Annotated in this window: 24 protein-coding genes; 8 read left to right on the top strand and 16 right to left on the bottom strand. The window is 33.3% G+C overall.

The window, feature by feature from the left end; all coding sequences use genetic code 11:
- Nucleotides 1-100 precede the first annotated feature (100 nt).
- The 13 genes from K5I29_RS03020 to K5I29_RS02965 form a co-directional block, all read right to left on the bottom strand.
- A complete protein-coding gene (locus K5I29_RS03020; protein ID WP_264434377.1) occupies nt 101-667 on the bottom strand; it encodes a cysteine hydrolase family protein in 567 nt (188 codons plus the stop codon).
- 138 nt (nt 668-805) lie between these two features.
- Nucleotides 806-1,171: a DUF3703 domain-containing protein gene (locus K5I29_RS03015; RefSeq protein WP_264434376.1), complete on the bottom strand. Its 366-nt coding sequence runs from the start codon at nt 1,169-1,171 to the stop codon at nt 806-808.
- Between the two features lies 1 nt (nt 1,172).
- Entirely contained in the window at nt 1,173-2,171 is a 999-nt protein-coding gene (locus K5I29_RS03010) for an alpha/beta fold hydrolase (protein ID WP_264434375.1), read from the bottom strand.
- Nucleotides 2,172-2,194: 23 nt separating this feature from the next.
- The gene (locus K5I29_RS03005; RefSeq protein WP_264434374.1) at nt 2,195-2,665 is read right to left on the bottom strand and encodes an OsmC family protein; all 471 of its coding nucleotides are present in this window, start codon (nt 2,663-2,665) and stop codon (nt 2,195-2,197) included.
- A 22-nt stretch (nt 2,666-2,687) separates the two neighbouring features.
- Nucleotides 2,688-3,125, bottom strand: a complete 438-nt coding sequence (locus K5I29_RS03000) for a DUF6265 family protein (protein ID WP_264434373.1) — start codon at nt 3,123-3,125, stop codon at nt 2,688-2,690.
- 273 nt (nt 3,126-3,398) lie between these two features.
- The gene (locus K5I29_RS02995; protein WP_264434372.1) at nt 3,399-4,568 is read right to left on the bottom strand and encodes a hypothetical protein; all 1,170 of its coding nucleotides are present in this window, start codon (nt 4,566-4,568) and stop codon (nt 3,399-3,401) included.
- Between the two features lie 48 nt (nt 4,569-4,616).
- Nucleotides 4,617-5,060, bottom strand: coding sequence for a GNAT family N-acetyltransferase (locus K5I29_RS02990; protein ID WP_264434371.1), 444 nt, complete (start codon nt 5,058-5,060; stop codon nt 4,617-4,619).
- Nucleotides 5,061-5,413: 353 nt separating this feature from the next.
- Nucleotides 5,414-5,563, bottom strand: a complete 150-nt coding sequence (locus K5I29_RS13520) for a CPBP family glutamic-type intramembrane protease (RefSeq protein WP_394358580.1) — start codon at nt 5,561-5,563, stop codon at nt 5,414-5,416.
- 481 nt (nt 5,564-6,044) lie between these two features.
- Nucleotides 6,045-6,530 (bottom strand): DUF6985 domain-containing protein, encoded by a 486-nt coding sequence (locus tag K5I29_RS02985; protein WP_264434370.1) that lies wholly within the window; start codon nt 6,528-6,530, stop codon nt 6,045-6,047.
- A gap of 143 nt (nt 6,531-6,673) precedes the next feature.
- Nucleotides 6,674-8,031, bottom strand: a protein-coding gene (locus K5I29_RS02980; protein ID WP_394358579.1) for an IS3 family transposase whose coding sequence is annotated in 2 segments (ribosomal slippage) — nt 6,674-7,716 and nt 7,716-8,031 — 1,359 coding nt in all. Because the reading frame shifts where the segments join, the coding sequence is not laid out codon by codon here.
- 47 nt (nt 8,032-8,078) lie between these two features.
- The gene (locus K5I29_RS02975) at nt 8,079-8,300 is read right to left on the bottom strand and encodes a hypothetical protein (protein WP_264434369.1); all 222 of its coding nucleotides are present in this window, start codon (nt 8,298-8,300) and stop codon (nt 8,079-8,081) included.
- 202 nt (nt 8,301-8,502) lie between these two features.
- Nucleotides 8,503-9,210 (bottom strand): DUF3307 domain-containing protein, encoded by a 708-nt coding sequence (locus K5I29_RS02970; RefSeq protein ID WP_264434368.1) that lies wholly within the window; start codon nt 9,208-9,210, stop codon nt 8,503-8,505.
- Nucleotides 9,211-9,252: 42 nt separating this feature from the next.
- Nucleotides 9,253-9,801, bottom strand: a complete 549-nt coding sequence (locus tag K5I29_RS02965) for a DUF5343 domain-containing protein (RefSeq protein ID WP_264434367.1) — start codon at nt 9,799-9,801, stop codon at nt 9,253-9,255.
- Nucleotides 9,802-10,076: 275 nt separating this feature from the next.
- Between K5I29_RS02965 and K5I29_RS02960 the strand changes: the two genes are divergently transcribed.
- Entirely contained in the window at nt 10,077-10,229 is a 153-nt protein-coding gene (locus K5I29_RS02960) for a hypothetical protein (protein WP_264434366.1), read from the top strand.
- Between the two features lie 644 nt (nt 10,230-10,873).
- Here K5I29_RS02960 and K5I29_RS02955 read toward each other — a convergent pair.
- A complete protein-coding gene (locus tag K5I29_RS02955) occupies nt 10,874-11,476 on the bottom strand; it encodes an FMN-binding negative transcriptional regulator (protein WP_264434365.1) in 603 nt (200 codons plus the stop codon).
- A 337-nt stretch (nt 11,477-11,813) separates the two neighbouring features.
- Here K5I29_RS02955 and purL point away from each other — a divergent pair, with 337 nt between their 5' ends.
- The 4 genes from purL (at nt 11,814) to K5I29_RS02935 (ending at nt 16,661) form a co-directional block, all read left to right on the top strand.
- Nucleotides 11,814-15,479: a phosphoribosylformylglycinamidine synthase gene (gene purL / locus K5I29_RS02950; protein ID WP_264434364.1), complete on the top strand. Its 3,666-nt coding sequence runs from the start codon at nt 11,814-11,816 to the stop codon at nt 15,477-15,479.
- A gap of 89 nt (nt 15,480-15,568) precedes the next feature.
- A complete protein-coding gene (locus tag K5I29_RS02945) occupies nt 15,569-15,895 on the top strand; it encodes a hypothetical protein (RefSeq protein ID WP_264434363.1) in 327 nt (108 codons plus the stop codon).
- On the top strand, nt 15,883-16,332 hold the full coding sequence (locus K5I29_RS02940; RefSeq protein ID WP_264435156.1) for a TlpA family protein disulfide reductase: 450 nt from the start codon (nt 15,883-15,885) through the stop codon (nt 16,330-16,332). Before K5I29_RS02945 ends, K5I29_RS02940 begins: the two co-directional genes overlap by 13 nt.
- Nucleotides 16,333-16,442: 110 nt before the next feature.
- Nucleotides 16,443-16,661, top strand: coding sequence for a (4Fe-4S)-binding protein (locus K5I29_RS02935; protein WP_264434362.1), 219 nt, complete (start codon nt 16,443-16,445; stop codon nt 16,659-16,661).
- Between the two features lie 32 nt (nt 16,662-16,693).
- On the opposite strand, the gene K5I29_RS02930 is transcribed toward K5I29_RS02935, so the two are convergent.
- Nucleotides 16,694-18,004, bottom strand: a complete 1,311-nt coding sequence (locus K5I29_RS02930) for a DEAD/DEAH box helicase (protein ID WP_264434361.1) — start codon at nt 18,002-18,004, stop codon at nt 16,694-16,696.
- A gap of 84 nt (nt 18,005-18,088) precedes the next feature.
- Here K5I29_RS02930 and K5I29_RS02925 point away from each other — a divergent pair, with 84 nt between their 5' ends.
- The 3 genes from K5I29_RS02925 to K5I29_RS02915 all read left to right on the top strand — a co-directional run bounded on the left by K5I29_RS02925 (nt 18,089) and on the right by K5I29_RS02915 (nt 22,549).
- A complete protein-coding gene (locus K5I29_RS02925; protein ID WP_264434360.1) occupies nt 18,089-18,940 on the top strand; it encodes a DUF808 domain-containing protein in 852 nt (283 codons plus the stop codon).
- A gap of 142 nt (nt 18,941-19,082) precedes the next feature.
- Nucleotides 19,083-20,564, top strand: coding sequence for an APC family permease (locus K5I29_RS02920; RefSeq protein ID WP_264434359.1), 1,482 nt, complete (start codon nt 19,083-19,085; stop codon nt 20,562-20,564).
- Nucleotides 20,565-20,590: 26 nt separating this feature from the next.
- Nucleotides 20,591-22,549 (top strand): oleate hydratase, encoded by a 1,959-nt coding sequence (locus K5I29_RS02915; RefSeq protein WP_264434358.1) that lies wholly within the window; start codon nt 20,591-20,593, stop codon nt 22,547-22,549.
- 59 nt (nt 22,550-22,608) lie between these two features.
- On the opposite strand, the gene ychF is transcribed toward K5I29_RS02915, so the two are convergent.
- The gene (ychF, locus tag K5I29_RS02910; RefSeq protein WP_264434357.1) at nt 22,609-23,703 is read right to left on the bottom strand and encodes a redox-regulated ATPase YchF; all 1,095 of its coding nucleotides are present in this window, start codon (nt 23,701-23,703) and stop codon (nt 22,609-22,611) included.
- Nucleotides 23,704-23,757 lie beyond the last annotated feature (54 nt).

Here is a 23,757-nt window from a genome sequence, read left to right as displayed (position 1 = left end):
TTACGTTGTTTGTAAGGCACAAAATTACGAAATTAAAGAGAAAACATAAAATGCTATTCTAAAAATAGAGTTTATACTTTTACTTAAAAAATGATACACGTTAGATATGTTTAAAAAGTTGTTGTGAATTCCAAACGGTTGCAAATTCATCGTTTAAATTTGCCAATGCAGTTAAATGAATTAAAGTTGAATCATAATTTTCACCAGCAATTCCTACTCGATTAAAAGCGGCGGTTGCATCAGAAATAATATAAGTTTCATACCCATAATTACCAGCCATTCGCGTAGTTGTAGAAACGCAATGATTGGTTGTTAACCCAACAATTACAAGCGTAGAAATTTGCTGCTCATCTAACAATTGTTTTAAATTGGTACCAATAAATGCACTGTTTACGTGCTTGGTAATAATGGGCTCGTTGGGTAACGGAAGCACGGTATCTTGAAAAGCAAAACCTGGATTAGATGGATGCAATTTAGATTTTGGATTGGTTGAGCGGTGTTGCACATGAAAAATCGGCAAATGATACTCACGCCATTTTTGTAAAATGCTTCCGCTAATTTCTTCTGCATTTTTGTTGTTGCGGTTACCTCCCCAATACGATTCGTCTAAAAATCCTTTTTGTATATCAATTAATAATAAGGCCGGATTTTTATTTAAAAAGCTCATTATAATAAAGTTATTTATAAAATAATATTTTAACAATGTGTAACATTTGTAAAAATCCTCCTATTAATTTACGACATAGAAATTAGATACATACAGCCCTTTCAATTTTAAAATGAATATCATTTAAAAGATTTATTTTCAAGATGTAATTCTGAAAATTTCTTGAATTTCTGGATCAATTGGAAATGCTTTTAAAGGCGGTACATTTGACCCTCCGGGATTACCTACTGGAATTTTACCCACAAAGGATTTTATGCCTCCAAAAAGCAAACGAGGAATTTGGCCAAAAACTTCTTTTCTGTTTTTTAATTTAAAACCAAATTGTAACATTCTAAAATGTACATACGAATGTTGATATGGATATTTTTGAGCAATAATATGTGCTCGTTCTAAATGATGCCAAGCCAAAACATAATTTTGAGATGCAAAGGCATTTTTATACCTATCTAATTCTAAGAGATAAAAAGATTCTAAACGCTTATTTATTTTGGTATTGAATTTCATTTCAGTAATTATTTAAAAATTCTAACAAAGGCGTAATATACTGATTAAAAACTTCAATATGAGGTAAATGTCCAACATTATCTAGTTCTACTAATTTTGAATTTTTAATTTTTTGTTGGGTTTGTTTACCTAATAGTTGATATTGCCCCATTTGAGCAGCAATGTTAGGATCTTTCACTAAGTTTTTGCCTATTGCAGTTCGATCTCGCGTACCAATAATTAAAAGCGTAGGAACGTTAAGTTGTTCAAATTCATAAACAACGGGTTGCGTAAAAATCATATCGGTTGTTAAGGCATTTACTTTTGCTACGATTGCATATTCTGGGTGATTTACCCAACCCGTTAAAAGATACACCCATTCGTCGTATTCCGGTTTCCATTGGTTGTCGTAATAAAAACCTAATTGATATTTTTTAGTGCTTTCGTAATTGGCTTGTAATTCTTGTTTGTAATTGGTTTCGATTGCTGTATAAGGAGCAACAAGCTTCCAATCTTCTAATCCAATTGGATTTTCTAAAACTAATTTTGCAACATGTTCTGGGTACATTAAAGCAAATCGGGTGGCAAGCATGCCGCCCATAGAATGACCTATTAAATCTATTTTAGCTATTTGAAGTTTATCTAACAACATTTTGGTATTTAATGCTAGCTGCTGAAAGGTAAACTGATAAGCAATTGGTTTAGATGATTTTCCGAAACCTATTTGATCGGGAACAATAACACGATAACCATTTTTTGTTAAGGCATCAATTGTAGTTTTCCAATAGGCGCCATTAAAGTTTTTACCGTGCATTAAAACCACCGTTTTTCCGTTTGCCTTTTTAGGTAAAACATCCATATATGCCATTTTTAGCTGCTGATTTTGACTTTCAAACTCAAAATATTTTACCTCGAACGGATATTGGTAGTTGGTAAGCATAATATCTAAAACCGGTCTGTTTTGTGCCATAGCTCCAAAGCTAAACAAAGAGAACAGCAGTAAATAAATATATTTTTTCATGATGTGTTTTTATAAAAGATAAATTAATTAGAAACAGTTGTTGGGTTATGAAGTACAGGAAAATTTACTGAATTGGCAATAAAGCAAAATTCGTTTGCTTTTTTGTGCAATGCATTCGCTTTTTCAATCAAATCCGGATTGGTAATTGTAACGCTTGGATTTAAAGTTGCTGCAATAAATTTACCGCTGCCGTTAGGCATTTCGGCCATTATTGCTGTAGCATTATCTGAATAATTTGTTACAACAATTCCTGTTTCGGCACATAAATGCAAATACCATAACATATGGCATGCAGCTAACGAAGCTAAAAATAAATCTTCAGGATTGTGCTTGGTTTTATCGCCACGAAAAGCCGGATCTGAAGATCCTAGAATGGCAGTTTTATTTTCTATCGAAATGGTATGTTCACGGCCAAAAGCTTTATAACTTGTAGTGCCTTCGCCCCTATTTCCTGTCCATAAAATGTTTGCATTGTAATGGTGTTGTTTGCTCATGTTAAAGGTTAGCTTTTGTAGCTTATTTTTGTTTGATTAAGTTGTAAGAAAAACCTTTTTTAGCTCCATCTGAAACATGAACCCAAACTTGATTTTCTGTGATTTTTTGATATCGAATTTGTTTTGGAAAATCGTGAGTGGGGTTATAAAAAACGTAAGCTTCTTTATTGTTCGTTAATCGAAAAGAAATTGGTTGCCCGTTATTTTGGTTTAGTACCGTTGCTGTATAAACCATTTTGTTATTTGCATCAACAATTTCTAAATACTCCGTAACCATAATCTTTTCATCATCAATTTTGTAAGCAAAACCTTTTAGCAGATTTGTGTTTACTAAATCCCAATGTTCATACAGGTTTTGGTTTTCAACCTTCCAATTGCCTTGCAAAAAATCAGGCAGGTTTTGTTGCCCAAATACAACGGCAGAATAAATGAATGCAAAAAGGAATACTATTTTTTTCATTAAAAATTGATTTTAAAAACACCTTACTTTTAAAATTGAATAAGTAAACTTACAACAATTAATTGTAAGGTTAAGGCTTAATTACGGGTATTACACATTTAAGCGCTTCAAATTCTTCTTTGCATAAAACATCAATTTCTAATAATTACAGCACTGTTTTTTAGCTTAACATAGTATTTCTTTAAAATTACTAATCAATAATTAACATATAACCTACTTTTTGTTGTTTAGCTTGTAACAAGTTAGTTTTATTTATTACTAAGAATTGATTGTTTAAATTTTAACCTTGTACTGATCTACAATTTCGTAATTTCTATTTTTTACAACAATGGTGTAAATACCTTTTGTCAAAAAAAGTTCTTTACTAGGATTTGAATCTGTAATTTCAATAATATCGGAAGGAACTCCTTGGTTTTCATGCTCGTTATTTCTGTAAGCAAGAACTAAAAAAGATTCGTTGTTTTTTATTTTAGAAGAAGATATTTTATGGCGTTTTTTATTTCTTATCAACCAATTTGGTCGGTTGTTTATATATTGAGTTTCTGGATGAATAACCACAATATCGGTTTGATTAATTATATCATTACCGTTAAAAACCTGATTTTTTTCATCAATTAAAACAAGCGGTTCATTTGTATTATTTAACTTCATAAACAAATGATTGTTTGTTTTATCTGCCCGTTCTAAAAACAAGGTTTGATCTATCGTTAACGGATCTATTTGCATGTTATCTTTTAACCGGCCAGCCATGGCTTTGCCCCAATACGGAAAATCGTTTTCATAAACATGTGCATAACCACAATGAATAAGCACTTTTCCGGCGGGATTATTTTCAATAAATTTTTGAATATTTTGGGCTTGTTCTATTTCTCTTTCTTTTCCGTTTTTTCCTTCAGAAGCTTCGTAAGCAAAAAGAATAAAGCCGAGTTGTAAAGCTTCGGCAATTAAATTACCAAATTCGGGTTCTTTTACATAATATCCGCTTTCAGTAACGGCATATTTTCTTTCGTTAATTGCTGCATCTGTCAAGGTTTCAAGCCCTAAATAACGATATCCATTTTTATACAATTCTTTTAAAAGAGATTGAATAAATGTGCGATGTTTGGCAACATGATGCGCTTCATTAATAATAACAAGCTGCGCATTTTTTGCTTGCTCTATAATATGCGTTTTTGCATTAACTTTTTTGCTATTGGTAAAATAAAGGCTGTCTTTTTGGGAAGGTTGTGGTTTGCGAAATCCGTTTTGGTCCCAAGCGGAAAGAACGGATGGATAATAGCCGCTAAAAGATAGTTTGGTTGCACCAACTTGATATTTCCAACTTGTAGAATCATTTTCTATTTCTCGTAAAGTATCTTCTGAAAATTTATAAATTTCTACATCTGTTTGTGCTAAAACAACCGCTTGTTGCAAGCAAAATAAAAAGATAAAAACATTTTTCATAAGCTATAATTATGACAATTAGAACTGGTAAATTACTATTTAATGGGGCTACAATTCCATTTTGTACATATCAAATCCGTCTGCCCAAAAGTTTTTATGTATTTCAAGCAATTTAAATCCTTGTTTTTCATAAAACTTGTGAACAAGCTGAGAAGTTCGAACTACAATTTTATAGGTTGGATAATTTTGTTTGATATAACTAATTCTGTGATTTAAAAGTAATTTTCCGATGCCTTTGCCTTGATATTCTGGATGAATAATATCCCAAGAAATCATTGCGGTTTTTTCTTTGGTTTTATAATTTATTCCGCCACAACCAACAATTGTATTATTTATTTGGGCTACAAAATAGTTTTCGATTTCGTTATTTAAATAGTTCACAAAATCCTGATATTCTGTAACTGCAAAATATGTAGGAATGTTTTGTTGTAACAATTTACATAAATTATTAAAATTTTCCGTTTTATATTCTCTGATTACAACATCATTCATTTCAACTTATTTAAATATTGAATATTACTTGCCTTTTTATGTTTAGCAAATGGTCAGAAATTATTTGTTACCAAAACTTTTTTAAATAAAATTTATGAACCTGTTGCTTCCTGAAGTTTTGTTCTCTTTTTATTTGTTGTTTTATTCCATGTAAATAATATTACCATAAAAATAATTAAACATATTAATGTAATAATATTGGTTTTCATTGCTAATGCATGAATTGACGCAGGAGCAAGAATTGATTTTGTTTTTACAACTGAAAAAGTTAATAAAGCTGAAAAGATAATACAAAAAACAAGAAAAACAGAAAATCCATAATATTGATTAAAATCATTAAATATTAAGAGATGTCATACTGCCCAAAAAGTTCCCGAAATGATGCTTTTAATTACTAAACTTAATTTCTCGAGATTTTTAATCAAATAACCACGCCATGCATATTCTTCCATCAAATCATAAATTAGGGTAAAAAAACAGCAAAGAAAAGCCCAAAAATGCACATTAATTCCTTGATTGTTTTCAAATACATAAATAGAATATCCTGTAAATAATAGTATTGGGAAAAGTAAACTTTTAAACTTATTAGTTCCGAAAAATGAAAATTCAGATTTTTTATTTGAATCGAATTTGTAAAAAATAATTGTAACAATTAATACTGCAAATCCATGATTTAAATTCCAAGGTAAATATTTTTCAATACAATTTTATACTACCAATTGAATAAGATTAGGAAGTTTTCTTGATAAATAAGTTGTAAATAAAATTAAACCGTAAAAGGTTAGAATTTTCATCCAATTTATCTTTTTAAATTCATTCATTTTTTATGTAATTAATCCACGAATCGTGGCTTAGTGAAATCGGATGAGAATAAAATTGAAATACTATTTAGCACCAACTTGGGCTGTGATTTAATATTTGCTAAAACAGTAAAAACAACAATAAATATATCTTAACTTATTATTTTAGTAGCTGTTATTAATTTTAGTTGTTATTTTCATAATTAACTATTTTACCATTTATAAATTCGATTTCGCAACCATGTTCATCTTCCCAAGGTACTTCAAATTGAAAAGTAACTGTTGTACCTTCGTGCTCATCAATTATTAAACATTCAAGCTTACTTTTTTTCCATGCATCATCTTCATTTTTAATATCAAAATATCTTTTGTTAGCATCAGAATTACTTTCTCCCTCTGCAAAATCAATATCAAATCCATAGTAAGTTGCTTCACAACATAAATTAAAATGCCAGAATAAATAACTTTTAATTATATCTAATTGACTAACATCTAATTTAATAACACTATTTAAAGCTAAAACCATATCATCTGTTAATGTTCTACCAGATTTTAATGGAGGTAAAAAATCAATTTTTACATTTGTACTTAGTATTGGAATATTTACATCCAGAGTTGCCATATCATAACTATCCCAAGTACAGTTTTTTAAAATTTCTTCTTTCGACATCTATCACATTTTAACTACTAACAACGCATTTTGTATTTATAATATTGCAGAATGATTAGAATTAACTTATTATCAGAAGTGTGTTGTGTACGTCTTCAAACTAATTTGGACACTTTCTTGTAAAAATTAAGATAGTGTTTATTCTATAAATTTATGATTTTTTCTTGATTATATAATTGCCTTCTTTTGGCAATTGTTTTTTGTTTAACAATAGCTCTTTGCTCTAGTATTTTATCCGATCTACCAAAATATACATCTGCAGGTGTCAAGTTATTTATAGACTCGTGATATCTGTTGTTATTGTAATTTTCTACAAATTCGTTTAAAGACTGAATTAATTCTTCTGGATGATAAAAATGATTTAGTTTAACCACATTTTTCATTGTTCTGTGGTAGCGTTCAATTTTGCCTTGAGTTTGCGGATGCATTGGTTTTCCATGAACTTGTTTCATTTTTAAGTGATCTTTTAAATACGTTTTTAATTCGTTCGAAACATAACAAGGCCCATTATCAGATAATAACTTTGGCTTTTGTTTTGTTTTTAACCGAGCCTTCTTAATAGCTGTATTCACGGTTCTTTTTACATCTTCAGCCTTCATGGAATCACATAACTCCCAATGAATGATATACCTGCTGTAATCATCTAAAACGGTGCTTAAATAATACCAACCCCATCCAATAATTTTAAAATAAGTAAAATCAGTTTGCCACATTTGATGAACAAATTGTGTTTTATCTTTAAATTCATTGGAAGCAGCTATCAAAATATGATTTGGGGCTGCAATCAATCCGCGTTGCTTTAAGATGCGATATACGCTGGATTCAGATAAATAAATGCCTTGTTCATCAGTAATTTTAAAAGCCAATTCTCTAGATGATAACTCAGGATATTCTAAAGCTAATTCAACAACAAGATCTTTTTGCGTACCGGGAATACTATTCCATTGACGATTTGTTAATCGTTGCTTTGGCTTTAAACCATCAAATCCATTTTCAAGGTAACTTTGGTACCATTTGTAAAACGTACTACGAGCAATTCCGTACTCTTGCAAGGTTCGTTTTACACCGAGTTCACTTCGCGTAACTTGCCGAATTATCTCGTATTTCTCACTAGCGGTTAATCTCATATATCGTTTAAACTGCTGAGTTAATCTAACATATCTAAACTTTTTTTTACAATATCGTAGCGTAAAACTAAATCAGCAACTATCTCTTTTAATCGAGCATTTTCCTTCTTTAGTTCCGTTACTTCGCTACTAGTAGCTTCACGAGTTACATCACCAGATAATCGCTTTTTACCTGCCTCAAGAAACTCCTTGTTCCATTTGTAAAATTGAGATTGATTAATACTGTACTTTCTACATAGTTCAGCAATAGATATTTCTGCTCGTAGTGCTTCCATAACAATTAAAATCTTTTGTTCGGCAGTGAAGATTCGACGCGTATTGTTACGAATGTCTTTTACAAAATTTTCTGCGGATTTTTTCTTTGGTGTTCCCATAATTAAAATTACATTTTTTTTAGAAACACTATCTTATTTTAAGTATATTAACTGTCCACTTTTTGCTGACGATTTACACCTTTTCGACCTATTAAGAATGTAGTATTTTCCTTTAATGATTTTTTTAAAATATAATCATTTGGTAATAAATCAGTATACAATTCTTTCAATATATTTCTACCTCTGTCATCTTCTAAATCTGCTCTTCTGTATTTTTTTAAAGATTCAACGGCATCAAAAAATCCATTAAGTTGTTTTTCTGTATACATGATTTTATTGCGATTAGTTTTTTATGCTTGCAGCTAACATTATTATACACGAAAGTAATCAATTATTTTCAAATCTCAATAAAATGTTAAATATTTCATGCAAAGCATTACAATAACAAGAAATGAGGTTATAAAAAATATTGCGCATTTTATATAATCGTAAATTCTATATTACGCAAGTATTATATAAAACGCGCATAAACTAAACGCTAAAATAAAGATACAATTTACCTAACAAAATGGCCAAACCAAAACTCAGTAATGTGCCAATTAAAATATATTCGGTAAGTTTAACATCCTTGTTTTCTTTTAAATCACCAAATCGAAATATCGATTTAGCAGCCAATAAAAAACCAATACCTTCCCAAAAATTCATTACCACAAACAAAAAAACAAACAAGCGCTCCAACATGCCAATATATTTACCACCATCGGTAATTCCTGTTTTTGGTATGGCATAATTTAAAAATTCCATTAAGCGCTTAATAAGCACATTGCAAAACAAAGTTAGCAGTAGCAAAGCAACCAAAAGCAAATAAACTTTAGTGCTAAAAACAACCGAAAAATCAAGCTGAAACGGATAAAAATAATATACAAAGCACGCCATGCACAAAACATGCAAACTTACCGACAGAGCAAAAACCCAAATATTTTTTATTCTACCTCGCAAAACCAACTGCGTAAAACACGCAAGGCAAGCAAATACAAATGCCAACAAAAAATTAGGAAAAACGTAATTTTTTTTAAACTGCGTAACCAAAAGCAACAAAGCCCAAACCACAACGGTAGAACTACAAAATTTGCTTACCAAATTACCTGCAGAAGCTTGTTTTTTAAAGCGCGAAGCCGGAACCAATACAAAGCAAGCCAATAAATAAACCAACGTAATTTTTAATCCAAGTTCAAACATAATCGCAATTTAGAATCGTATAATTCAATAACTTCAAAAATTTCATCGTACGCCCCGTTTCAGCGCCTTATTTAAGGTCGATTTATCTTTACCCAACAAACCAGCCAAATCTTTTTGCAACAAATCCGGGTAACGCAATCGGTAAAAAAGCGCTTCGGCCGTAGCCGGCTTCCATTGGTCCGCAATAAAACCAACCAATTTTAGCATGGGATTAAAATACGAATCAAACGTTTCGAAAGGCGATTTTAACTGCAACGTATTGTTTTTAAGTAATTCAAACCCGTCGCCCGAATTTACAAACGCCGTTCCACCCGATTCCGTAATTCGCTCACCAACAAAACCCGCCAATCCGATGCCAATGGCCATTCTAACATCCAACAAAGCATGTGTTTTAATCAATGCCTTAATGCAAAGCGCCAGCGATAAAGCTTCAAAAACCGAAGTTTGTAACTGAAAGCTATCTCCCCTATAAATTTCCCACCGGCTCGCATCAGGCAAATGTGCTGTAAAAAAAGTTTTTAACTGCGGCAACCAAACGCCCGCATCAACTTTTCTCGATCCTATTATATCACCCGTAATTACTGCAATCATCCTTAATTTTTTATCGAATATACAAAATTGGCTTAAAAAAACCAATTTTTAAAAATAGCTCTTTTTAGACCAATTTATTGGCGTTCCAAAAATGAAACATTTTTGTCGGGTGCTCGCTTGTCGCTTTTTAAACGTTTTAACACGTTTAAAAGAGCTTCACAACCGCTCGCCCCCTAACGCGCTGCGCTAAAACAATACAAACACAACTTGTAAATAATAAAGTTATATCACGTTGTGCATCTTTTTTTTAAAAAAATTTGAAAAAACTTAATAATATGAAATACCAATTATTTGTTGCAGCTTTTTTAAGCATAACAACAAGTTTCGCTAAAGAAACGCCTAAAACACAACTAACCCCAACGCAATTAAAAGAACAACAAGAAAAAGCAGCTGCAGCTTTTGATGCTAAAAATTACGACGAAGCCTAAGCGCTTTTTACCGAATTAAATAAACAAGATTACAACCCGGACTATAAATTATATTTAGGATTATTAGCTGTGCAAACCAATCATGCAAATAATGCTTGTTTGTACTTTTTTAGCGCGCATACCTTTGGTAATACCCCAACAAAAAACTTAATTCGTAGCTATTGCCCAGAAGTTCACAAAAACAACTTAGTATTTTTTAGAAGAAGTAGAAACCTTACCAACCGTAACCCAAAACAACCAAACGACAGATATTTTTTTACTAACCGAAATAAAAACGAAAACAGGAGAATCGTTTAAAAAATTTAATTTAAGTGCTGATTTTAGGAATACCATTGCTAAAAATTTTGCAACAACAACCGATAAAATTGCCAAAAGCTATAAAAACGTTTTGGGTACTTTTACCGATTCGGGTATCGAAATTGTTTCGGTTAAAAAACGTGCTACGAACGAAGATTTAGATGCAAAAGCTAAAGATTTTTACAACAAATTTTTAATAAAAATATAAGCTACAACTTGGCGCAAGTAAAAAACCAACCTGTTAATTTGGCTCAACGTTTTACTTTACCTATCTATTTAAAATAAAAAAGGCAAACCAAATGGTTTGCCTTTTTTATTGCAATTTATCTATTCCTATTTGGGCAAAACTATTTCTTCAATTTACGCAGCATCAATTGGTCCATTTCATGCTCTGATTCGGCTAAATTTTCAATAATGCGTTGCATATTCGCTGCATCTCGGTTTTGAGAAAGTTTTTGTTTTATTTTTACTTCGGTCGGATAAATACGGTAGCCCACTGCGCCAGCCATTTCACTTTCTACATAAGCTTTATCCATTTTATCAACCGTCATCGGGCATTTTTGGGTGCGTTCAAACTTTTGAGTTACTTGGCTTAAGTGATTAAAAAGCTCGTTGTCAGTCATAATTTCAACTTTACCATAAATCTGAACCTGCTCGTAATTCCAGGTCGAAACATTTACGTGATCGTACCAAGAAGAACTTATGTAAGTGCTAACGCCCAAAAAATCGCACAAAACTTCTTGTTCTAAATTCAATTTTCGGGCTACGGGGTTGGCTTTAGCAATATGCGTTTCTATAAAAAAATCAGATTCGGTACCGTGCAATAACATCATGGCTCGGGTAGCCAAAATACGCTCGTTAAATATGGTTAGGTTGGCAAACGCATTATTGGTTACAATATCGCGCAGCACATTAAAATCGTCGGTTTTAAATAATTTAGGTAAATACATGGTTTACAAAAGGTATTTTAAGTTGTTGTAAAAGTATTATTTTTTTGTCAGTTTTATTTTAAACAACGACAATAATATAAACACAAAACTGTGTATTTGCACCGCTACGCGTTAGGCCTAGCAGCGGCATCCTTTTTAATGGCAATTAAAAAGATACAGCTTATAGGCCGGCGTTATTTGGATGCGCCAACAAAAGCGCAGCCAAATAACGAAACGCCCAAAAAACAGCAATTTATCTTTAACAGCAATTGGATAAATATTCGTTTAAAAATGTTTTAAAATATGCAAACAAAAGGCTATTTTTGTAGCTTACAACACACAACTAACACAAAACATAATGATTCATTTCTTCGTGAACCAAAAAGGCACTGTTTACGGTGTTCAAACGGAAAAAGATTTATCTACAGAAACGGTTGCTAAACTAAATTGGCTTTTTGGCAACGCTTCTAAAATTGAACAAACTACGTTATCAGATTTTTATGTAGGACCGCGCGCAGCTATGGTTACGCCTTGGAGCACCAATGCGGTAGAAATTACCCAAAATATGGGGATTGAAGGCATTATTCGTATTGAAGAATTTGAAAAAGTTTCGGAAGATTTTAATGCTTTTGATCCGATGATTTCTCAAAAATTTTCGGCATTAACGCAAGATATGTTTACCATTGCAATCCATGTTGAGCCAATTTTAGAAATTGATGATATTGAGGCGTACAACCAACAAGAAGGTTTGGCATTAAGCGCTGAAGAAGTTGATTATTTAAACAACTTGGCGGTTAAAATTGGAAGAAAATTAACCGATTCTGAAGTTTTTGCTTTCTCTCAAGCCAATTCAGAACATTGCCGTCATAAAATTTTTAACGGAACGTTTGTTATTGATGGGGTTGAACAACCAACTTCATTATTCAAATTAATTAAAAAAACATCTGAAACGAATCCGAACGGAATTGTTTCGGCTTATAAAGATAATGTTGCTTTTGTGAAAGGACCAAAAGCAACGCAATTTGCTCCGCTTTCTGCTGACAAACCAGATTTTTATGCTGAAAAAGAATTTGAATCGGTTATTTCATTAAAAGCAGAAACGCACAACTTCCCTACTACGGTAGAACCATTTTCTGGTGCTGCTACCGGTGCAGGAGGTGAAATTCGTGACCGTTTAGCTGGTGGTCAAGGTTCGTTGCCATTAGCAGGAACTGCTATTTACATGACCTCGTATTCTCGTTTAAACGAAGATCGTCCGTGGGAAAAAGCAATGAACGAACGCGATTGGTTGTACCAAACGCCAATGGATATTTTAATTAAAGCATCTAACGGAGCTTCAGATTTTGGAAACAAATTCGGTCAACCCTTAATTGTTGGTTCGGTTTTAACTTTTGAACACGAAGAAGATACACGCAAAATTGGTTACGATAAGGTAATTATGCAAGCAGGTGGAATCGGATACGGAAAATTAGATCAAGCCATTAAACACAAACCAGAAGTTGGTGATAAAATTGTGATTTTAGGTGGCGAAAATTACCGCATTGGTATGGGTGGTGCAGCGGTTTCATCTGCTGACACAGGAGCTTTTGGCTCTGGAATTGAGTTAAATGCCATTCAACGTTCTAACCCAGAAATGCAAAAACGCGCAGCTAATACCGTGCGTGGTATGGTAGAATCTGATCATAACGCAATTGTTTCTATTCACGATCACGGAGCAGGTGGGCATTTAAACTGTTTGTCTGAATTGGTTGAAGATACGGGCGGATTGATTGATTTAGATGCATTACCAGTAGGTGATCCAACGTTATCTGCCAAAGAAATTATTGGTAACGAATCTCAGGAACGCATGGGATTGGTTATTGCTGAAAAAGATATTAAAACATTACAAGATATTGCAGATCGCGAACGTGCACCTATGTACACCGTTGGTGATGTTACGGGCGATCACCGTTTTACTTTTGAGTCAAAAACTACGGGCGAAAAACCAATGGATTACGCTTTAGAAGATTTCTTCGGATCATCTCCTAAAACCGTAATGACAGATAAAAAAGTGGAAAGAAATTATGCTGGGTTAACGTACAGCACAGCAAATATCCCTACGTATTTAAACCAAATGTTACAATTAGAGGCGGTTGCTTCTAAAGATTGGTTAACCAATAAAGTAGATCGTTGCGTTGGCGGACGTGTAGCAAAACAACAATGCGTTGGGCCTTTACAATTACCTTTAAACAATGTTGGGGTAATGGCGTTAGATTACAAATCGACTGAAGGTATTGCAACTACAGTGGGCCACTCGCCTATTGCTGCGTTGGTTGATCCGGTTGCTGGTTCTCGTAACGCGATTGCAGAAGCGCTATCGAACCTTGTTTTTGCGCCAATTAATAACGGATTAGCTGGTGTTTCTTTATCAGCAAACTGGATGTGGGCGTGTAATAACGAAGGTGAAGATGCACGTTTGTATGAAGCTGTTAAAGGTTGTTCTGATTTTGCAATTGAATTAGGAATCAACATTCCAACAGGAAAAGATTCGCTTTCAATGAAACAAAAATATCCGAACGGCGAAAACGTAATTGCTCCTGGAACCGTTATTATTTCGGCAGCAGGAAATTGTACAGATATCAATAAAGTAGTTGAACCGGTTTTAAATAAAGAAGCTGGATCTATTTACTACATCAACTTATCTCAAGATAACTTTAAATTAGGCGGATCATCTTTCGCTCAAATTTTAAATAAAGTTGGAAACGAAGTTCCAACAATTAAAAACGGCGCTTACTTTAAAAAGGCGTTCAATACCATTCAAGCTGCAATCAACAACAATTTAATTGAAGCAGGTCACGATATCGGATCAGGCGGTTTAATTACTACGCTGTTAGAAATGACTTTTGCTGATGTTAACTTAGGTGCAAACTACGATTTATCTGCATTAAACGAAGCAGATTCGGTTAAAGCGTTATTTAACGAAAATATTGCAGTTGTTTTACAAGCTACAAATGATGCAGCTTTTGAAAAAGCATTTGCTGAAGCTGGAATTGAAGCTGTAAAAATTGGTACTGCTGTTGCTGGTAACGAAGTTACGTTTAAAAACAACAACGATGCCTTTACATTTAATGTTACGGAAACACGTGATGCGTGGTTTAAAACGTCATTCTTATTAGATAGCAAACAATCTAAAAACGGAATGGCGCAAGAGCGTTACAACAACTATAAAAATCAGCCGTTAAACTTTGTTTTCCCATCTCATTTTGATGGTAAAAAACCCGTTTACAACGGAGCAAGACCAAAAGCTGCGATTATTCGTGAAAAAGGTTCGAACTCAGAACGCGAAATGGCAAATGCGATGTATTTAGCTGGTTTTGATGTTAAAGATGTACACATGACCGATTTAATTTCAGGAAGAGAAACGTTAGAAGATATTCAGTTTATTGGAGCTGTTGGAGGATTTTCGAACTCAGACGTTTTAGGATCTGCTAAAGGTTGGGCCGGAGCTTTCTTATATAACGAAAAAGCGAAAGCGGCGTTAGAAAACTTTTACAAACGTCCAGATACCATGTCGGTTGGAATTTGTAACGGTTGTCAGTTAATGATGGAGTTAGAATTAATTAATCCGGAGCACGATGTACACGGAAAAATGATTCACAACACATCTGGTAAGCACGAATCGAACTTCATTTCAGTAAAAGTGCAAGAAAACAACTCGATTATGTTATCTACATTAGCAGGGTCTACATTAGGTGTTTGGATTTCTCACGGCGAAGGAAAATTCAACTTACCTAAAGAAGAAGCTGCTTACAACATTGTTGCAAAATATGCTTATGAGCAATATCCTGCCAATCCAAACGGATCAGATTACAACACCGCTATGTTATGTGATACAACCGGTCGCCATTTGGTAACGATGCCACACATTGAACGTTCTACCTTCCAATGGAACTGGGCAAATTATCCGAACGGACGTAAAGACGAAGTTTCGCCTTGGTTAGAAGCTTTTGTTAATGCTCGCAAATGGTGTGAAGCAAATAAATAATAAAAAAACTCCTGCAAATGCAGGAGTTTTTTATTTATAAACTACCGTAAAAATTCATATATTTAAACAACCAATTAAAGCTTTACCTTATGAATTTATTAAAAAAAATACTATCAGCCCTATTTTTAGTAGGCACAAGTATTACGTTTGCTCAAACCCAATACATGTATTCTAAAGATTTAGGAATGCAGGATATGGCTACCTATCAAAAAAACAAAGATGCCTATTTGCAAAAAATACAAAAGCAGTATAATAATACCAACATTAAATTAGATGAAAGAACTAATCTTTTAAGACAAACAAAAGACAGTATTATTAGCACCTATTTGTGGGCTTTAGATTTTAGATCGGGTAATATTACTAATCAAAATCAGGAAGAAGCAAATAAAAAAAGAAAGAGGAACTGGAACGTTTAGAAAAAGTTTTACAACAAACCGAACTACAAACTTTAAACGGCAAAAAAATCACATTCAATGCTTTAAAAGGTAAACCCGTAGTACTAAACTTTTGGTTTACTAAATGCGCCCCTTGTATTGAAGAAATGCCTGCTTTAAATGAACTTGCTGCAAAATATAAAGATCAAGCACATTTTATTGCAATTACATATAATAACGAGTCAGAAGTTACGGAGTTTTTAACAAAGCATCCGTTTAACTTTACACAAATAGTTAACGAGCAAAGTTTTATTGATAAGATGGAAATTAAGAGCTATCCAAGAACCTTTTTTATTGATAAAAATGGAAAAATTGCGCGACAATTTCCTGGATTACCTTTTGTTATAGATCCAAAAACAAATGAAAGAAAGACAAACATAAAACCATTTGAAAATATTTTAATAAAAATGCTTGAATAAAAGCCGGTAACTTAAACCGAACATGATAATTGTTATTTCAAACTTTATTTACAATATTTATTTTTGTACCAAGTTTTATATTCCATATAACAACTAAATTAAGATTGGTTATGAAAGAACACGAATATTCTAATGGAGAAATAACAGTAATTTGGAAACCTGATGTTTGCCAACATTCTGCAGTTTGTTTAAACCTATTACCGCAAGTTTATAATCCCGGTAAACGTCCTTGGATTAATTTAGGCGATACGCCAAGCGAACTTTTACGCGCGCAAATTAATGCTTGTCCATCGAGCGCATTAAGCTATATAGAAAATAAGGAAATTTAAAAAAACGCTTTAGCATTTGCTAAAGCGTTTTTTTATTGTTGGGCAATTTCAATTTTCACCTTTTTGTTTTTTAACTTTTTATCTTTTAAAGCTGCTAATAAAGGTTTTATTTTTTTTGATACAACTGCAACAAAAGCTTGTGTATCTTTTACTTCAATCAAGCCAATATCTTCTTTAGCTAATCCGCCAATCTTAATTAAAAAACCCACAATATCAACCTTATTTACTTTATCTTTTTTACCAGCACTAATATAAAGTGTTTTAAAATCGGTTTTATTATCAATTATATAATTACCGGTTAAGGTTTCGGTAGCAAAGCGCGAATCTATAAACGCAACGTTTTCATCTTGCATAAGTAAGGCATAAACGGTTCCTTTCGCTTTCATACGCGCCGTACGTCCGTTACGGTGAATAAAGGTTTCTTCTTTATCTGGAATTTGATAATGAATTACACAGCCAATTTCCGGAATATCTAATCCACGCGCAGCCAAATCGGTAGTAATTAAAATACGAGAACTTTTGTTTCTAAATCTTAACAAAGCACGTTCCCTATCATCTTGCGTCAGTCCGCCGTGAAAACATGTATTTGCAACACCTTTTGTATGCAAAGTTTCGCTTATTCTATCTACTGCATCGCGGTGATTGCAAAAAATTAAAACCGTTTCTTTACCAAGTTTACCAAGCAACTGAATAACGGTTTCTAACTTTTCTTCAGGTTTTGTATAAACTTTTTTAAAAGTTAAATCGGGTTTTGCATCAGAATTCTTTAAAAACGTAAGCATTTTAGGTTGTTGCATTCCGGTAAACTCTGGGATGTTTTTTAACGCAGTTGCCGATGTTAACATGCGAAAATTGATGTTGAGGAATGTATTGATAATAAAATCCATATCCTGCTGAAAGCCCATTTCTAAAGCTTTATCAAATTCATCAACTACATAACTTGTAACATTTTGGGTGTTAAAAGATGCTTCGCGGATATGAAAAGCTACGCGCCCCGGAGTTCCAACCAAAACGGCAGGCGGAGAACTTAAGTTATTTATTTCGGTACGCGTATTATGTCCGCCGTAACATGCATTAATTTTAAATTCGGTAGTTAACTTTTTAAAAACTTGTTCTATTTGCAAAGCCAATTCCCGACTAGGAACTAAAATAACAGCCTGAACCCCGGGAACATTTACTTTTAACTTGCTTAAAATTGGTAACAAAAAAGCTAATGTTTTACCCGATCCGGTGGGCGAAAGTAAAATAACATTGGTTTCTGTTTTTGCAGCTTGCAGCGCTTCTTGCTGCATAGCATTTAATTGCTTTATATTGAGTTTACTAAGTACCTGATCTAATTTCATGCAGCAAAGATAACTTTAGTATTGTGTTATTTTTAAAGTTGAAAGCATTTTTATTAATATATTTACGTAAAATATATTGCTTGTATGGCTTCAGGAATTTTTGCAGTTTTAGATGATATTGCAGTTTTAATGGATGACGTTGCAGTTGCTGCAAAAGTTGCCACAAAAAAAACAGTCGGAATTTTAGGCGACGATCTGGCAGTTAATGCCGAAAAAGCAACCGGATTTGTTTCCTCTCGCGAAATACCCGTTTTATGGGCCATTACCAAAGGTTCATTAGTAAATAAAGTTATTATTGTTCCGATTGTTTTAATACTTAATTACCTTTTACCAAGCGCTATTACCGTTATTTTACTTTTAGGTGGTTTGTACTTGGCTTATGAAGGTGCCGAAAAAATTGTTGAATATTTTTTTCATAAAAAGGAAGCCAAAACAACCGAAAACTTTACTGCAGCTGAACCAGTAAATGAGAAAACAAAAATAAAATCAGCCATTACAACCGATTTTATTTTATCTATAGAAATTGTAATTATTGCTTTAGGAGCTGTATTAACGCAACCTTTAGCCACGCAAATTGGTGCCGTAGTTTTGGTTGCCTTACTTGCTACATTTGGTGTTTATGGCATTGTTGCTGTAATTGTTAGAATGGACGATGTTGGCTATAAGCTGATTAAAAAAAATAATAACAAAGGCATTTTAGCTCAAATGGGCAAAATATTGGTAAAACTTTTACCAATAATTATTAGAACCTTAGCTGTTGTAGGAACCATTGCTTTGCTTTTAGTAGCTGGTGGCATTTTTAGCCATAATATTACTTTTTTACATGATGTTTTACCAAGCATTCCTGCAATTGTAAAAGAATTTATACTCGGCCTGGGTATTGGCTTACTAACCGTAGGAATAACTTTGCTATTTAAAGCAATAATTAAAAAATAATGATTAGAAAAAGAACCGACAAGGGTTCTTTTTTTTGTTTTGTATCTTTTTTCTGTATAATTTAACGATTAAAATGTAACCTAAACATACCAAAAATGCATTCGTTTCGTTATCTAACAAATACCTATATTAACTATAAATAATGCAAAGTACAAATCAATCAACTTCAAGTAGTACAACCAACACCCAACAAGGTAGTGCTAAAATAACAGTGGTTCAACTTACTTTAATGATGACTGCTGTTGTTATCAGTTTTCGTGGCGTTCCGTTAATGTCACAAGAAGAATTAACCATGTTTGTTTATATTATTTTTGCTGCTGTATTTTTTTTAATTCCGGCTGCAATGGTAAGTGCTGAGCTAGGTACTGCTTACGCCGAACAAGGTGGTGGAGTTTATACCTGGGTTAAAGAAGCATTTAATAAACGCGTAGGTTTTATTGCTGTTTTTTTACAATGGAGTCAAAATATTGTTTGGTATCCTACAACTTTAGCTTTTGGTGCGGCAGCTGTTGCTTATGTTATTGATAAACCCGAATTAGCTACCGATGGTAAGTTTATTGGTTGTTTTGCCATTTTAATATATTGGCTAAGTACATTCGTTAATTTAAAAGGAACAGCTATTATATCTAAAGCATCAAGTAGCGGATTCTTATACGGTACCATTGTGCCCTTATTGGTTTTAATTGTTATTGCTATTGTTTGGGCAGTAAACGGCAACCCATTAGCTTTTAATAGCATTCCCACCGATCAAACCGAAATTGTTAAAGTAGTAAACGGTATTACCGAACCGCGCTATATTCCTAAACTTACCAGTATTGGTAACGTAGTATTTTTATCTACTATTATATTACTTTTTTCTGGTATTGAAGCATTGGCCGTACATGCATCTCAATTAGATAACCCCAAAAAGCAATATCCAAAAGCGATGCTGTTTGCTTCGGTTTTATCATTTTTAATTTTAGCATTAGGTGCTTTATCTGTATCTATCATTCTACCTTACGAAAAAATTACTTTACAAGCAGGCGTTATGGAAACCTTTAATTTGGTTTTTGAACATTATAATGTAGGTTGGTTAACCAATGTTATGGCTGTTTTAGTGGTTTTAGGTTGTTCCTCTTGTATTATTTCTTGGCTTTCAGGTCCAAGTACAGCTTTATTATGGACAGCACGTGACGGACAATTACCTAAGTTTTTAACGGTATTAAACAAAAACGGAATTCAACAAAATATTTTATTAGTACAAGGAGCTATTGTAACCATATTATGTGGTTTGTATTTTATTATTCCTGATGTTAGTGTTGCATTTTTTTTACTTAGTGCATTAACAGGTGCTTTATATTTAATTATGTATATGCTAATGTATTTGTCATGCATCAAACTACGTCGAGAAAAACCAGATATGCCACGTCCGTTTAAAATTCCTGGCGGGCTTTTGGGCTTGCGTTTGTTTGCTGGTATCGGATTTTTAGCTGTGGCTTTGGCATTTATTTTATGCTTTATTCCGCCAACACAACTTCCTATTAATAGCCCTACTGTTTACGTCGCATTTATAACCGGAGGTACAACATTATTCCTTATTATTCCGTTTGTAATTACTAAAATCATGGATAAAAAACAACCATAAATTATTTAACCTATAAAACTTGAATTATGAAAGACATTACCAAAAAATTCGACAAAGTTTTAAATGCATCGCCCTACTACAATCATGTAGATCATCAACCAGATGCAAATAAAGACGTTGTTCGTAACGGTCCAGATCGCCCTATGCCCTACGCCAACCAAAACGGCAATTACCAACGTAACAAACCTGTTTTAGCAAAATCTTTCGAAAACAGTAAAGTATATATTATTGGTAGTGGTATTGCAGGATTATCTGCCGCGTATTATTTTTTAAGAGATGCGCGCATTCCTGGTAAAAACATCACGTTTATCGAGCAATTACCGATTGATGGTGGTTCTATGGACGGATCAGGAAACGCAACTGACGGATATTTAATTCGTGGTGGACGCGAAATGGATATGACTTACGAGAATCTTTGGGATATGTTTCAAGATATTCCTGCGGTTGAATTACCAGAACCTTATAGCGTTTTAGATGAATATCGATTATTAAACGATAACGATTCAAATTATTCTAAAGCACGATTAATTCATAACAAAGGTGAAGTAAAAGATTTTAGCAAATTCGGTTTAAGCAAAAAAGATCAATTGGCTTTAGTAAAATTATTATTAAAGAAAAAAGAAGATTTAGACGATTTAACCATTACCGATTACTTTAGCTCAACCTTTTTAGCAAGTAATTTCTGGACCTTTTGGCGTACCATGTTTGCTTTTGAAGAATGGCATAGTTTATTGGAGTTTAAATTGTACATGCACCGTTTTTTACACGACTTAGATGGATTAAACGATTTGTCAGCCTTGGTTTTTCCTAAATACAACCAATACGATACGTTTATTTCGCCGTTACGTAAATTTTTAACTTCTAAAGGTGTGCAACTGCAACTTAATACGTTGGTTAAAGATGTTGATTTAGAAATTACGGATGCAGGTAAAGTTGTAAAAGGATTAATTACGGTACAAGACGGTAAAGATGTTGTTATTTCGGTTACTGAAAACGATTATGTAGTTGTTACAACAGGATCTATGACCGAAGATACATCGTACGGAAATAATACAACAGCACCGATTAAAAAAGTAGATAACAGCACGAGCGGACACAGCCCAGGTTGGAAACTTTGGAGAAACTTAGCTAAAAAATCTGTGGTTTTTGGAAAGCCAGAAAAATTTTGCTCGGATATTGAAAAATCAGCTTGGGAATCGGCAACATTAACTTGTCGTCCTTCTGCGTTTGTAGATAAGTTAAAAGAATATTCGGTTAACGATCCGTATTCTGGAAAAACCGTTACTGGCGGAATTATTACCATTACCGATTCGAATTGGTTAATGAGCTTTACGTGCAACCGCCAACCACATTTCCCAACGCAACCGGACGATGTTTTAGTTGTTTGGGTTTACGCCTTATTTATGGATAAAGACGGAAATTACGTAAAGAAAAACATGCCAGAATGTACTGGAAACGAAATTTTAGCCGAGCTTTGTTATCATTTAGGAATTGAAGACAAACTAGATAATGTAATTGAAAACACAATTGTTCGTACTTCATTCATGCCTTACATTACCTCAATGTTTATGCCACGTGCAAAAGGCGATCGTCCGGCAATTGTACCAGATGGTTGTAAAAACTTAGGTTTAATTGGCCAATTTGTAGAAACCAATAATGATGTTGTGTTTACAATGGAAAGTTCGGTACGTACAGCACGCGTTGCGGTTTATCAGCTATTAAATTTAAACAAACAAGTGCCAGATGTTTATCCGTCACAATACGATATTCGTCATTTACTAAAAGCAACAAAAGCGTTAAACGACAACCAATCGTTTGTTGGCGAAGGTTTACTACGCAAACTTTTAAAAGGTACGTATTATGAGCATATATTGCCTGGCCCACATAATCCTGGTGCGGTTGAAGAAGAGAAAAAAGAATCGTTTTTAAGCGAGCAATTCAACAAGTTTCATGAATGGATGGATGGCGTTCGAGGAAAAAAATAAAAATATTAAAATAAAAAAAGCAGCTTTACAGCTGCTTTTTTTATTTTATCTAGATAAAATTATACGTTAAAACGGAAGTGCATTACATCACCATCTTTAACAATATATTCTTTTCCTTCTACACGTAATTTACCTGCTTCTTTTACTTTAGCTTCTGATCCGTAGCTTACAAAATCTTCGTATGCAATAACCTCAGCACGAATAAATCCTTTTTCAAAATCAGTGTGAATTACCCCGGCAGCTTTTGGTGCTGTGTCGCCTAACTTAATTGTCCAAGCACGAACTTCTTTTACACCTGCTGTAAAATACGTTTGTAATTTTAATAGTTTATAAGCAGCACGAATTAAAACTGCAGAACCTGGTTCTGTTAAGCCCATATCTTCTAAAAACACTTGGCGTTCTTCGTAACTTTCTAATTCAGTAATATCCGCCTCTGCTCCAACAGATAAAACAATTACCTCAGCATTTTCATCTTTTACAAGCTCTTTAACCTGATCAACATAAGCATTGCCTGTAACAGCAGCTTCTTCGTTCACGTTACAAACGTATAAAACCGGTTTTGATGTAATTAACTGAAAATCTTCTAACAAATCTGCTTCATCTTGGTTTTGTGCTTCAATCACACGTGCCGATTTACCTTCTAATAAAACCGTACGAATGCGCTCTAACAAACCAGCTTCAACTTGTGCTTCTTTATTTCCTGTTTTTGCAGTTTTTTTTACTTTTTCTAAACGTTTTTCAACCGTTTCTAAATCTTTTAACTGCAGTTCAATATCAATAGTTTCTTTATCGCGAATTGGATTTACATTCCCATCTACGTGAACAATGTTATCGTTATCAAAACAACGTAAAACATGAATAATAGCATTACATTCTCTAATATTCCCTAAAAACTGATTGCCTAAACCTTCACCTTTACTAGCGCCTTTAACTAAACCTGCAATATCAACAATATCAACTGTTGCCATTTGTACGCGTTCTGGTTTAACTAATTCTTCTAATTTATTAATTCTTGGATCGGGTACGTTTACCACGCCAATGTTCGGTTCGATAGTACAAAACGGAAAGTTAGCACTTTGCGCTTTAGCATTAGATAAACAGTTAAATAACGTTGATTTTCCAACGTTGGGTAAGCCTACAATACCTGCTTTCATGTATTAATTTTTTATATCTAAATCAGACAATTATTCACTAAATTATTGGTTGGC

Source organism: Flavobacterium agricola, assembly GCF_025919725.1.
GTDB classification, from domain to species: Bacteria; Bacteroidota; Bacteroidia; order Flavobacteriales; family Flavobacteriaceae; genus Flavobacterium; species Flavobacterium agricola.
Note: the sequence above shows the minus strand (reverse complement) of the source record. Positions and strands in the feature narration are given on the sequence as shown.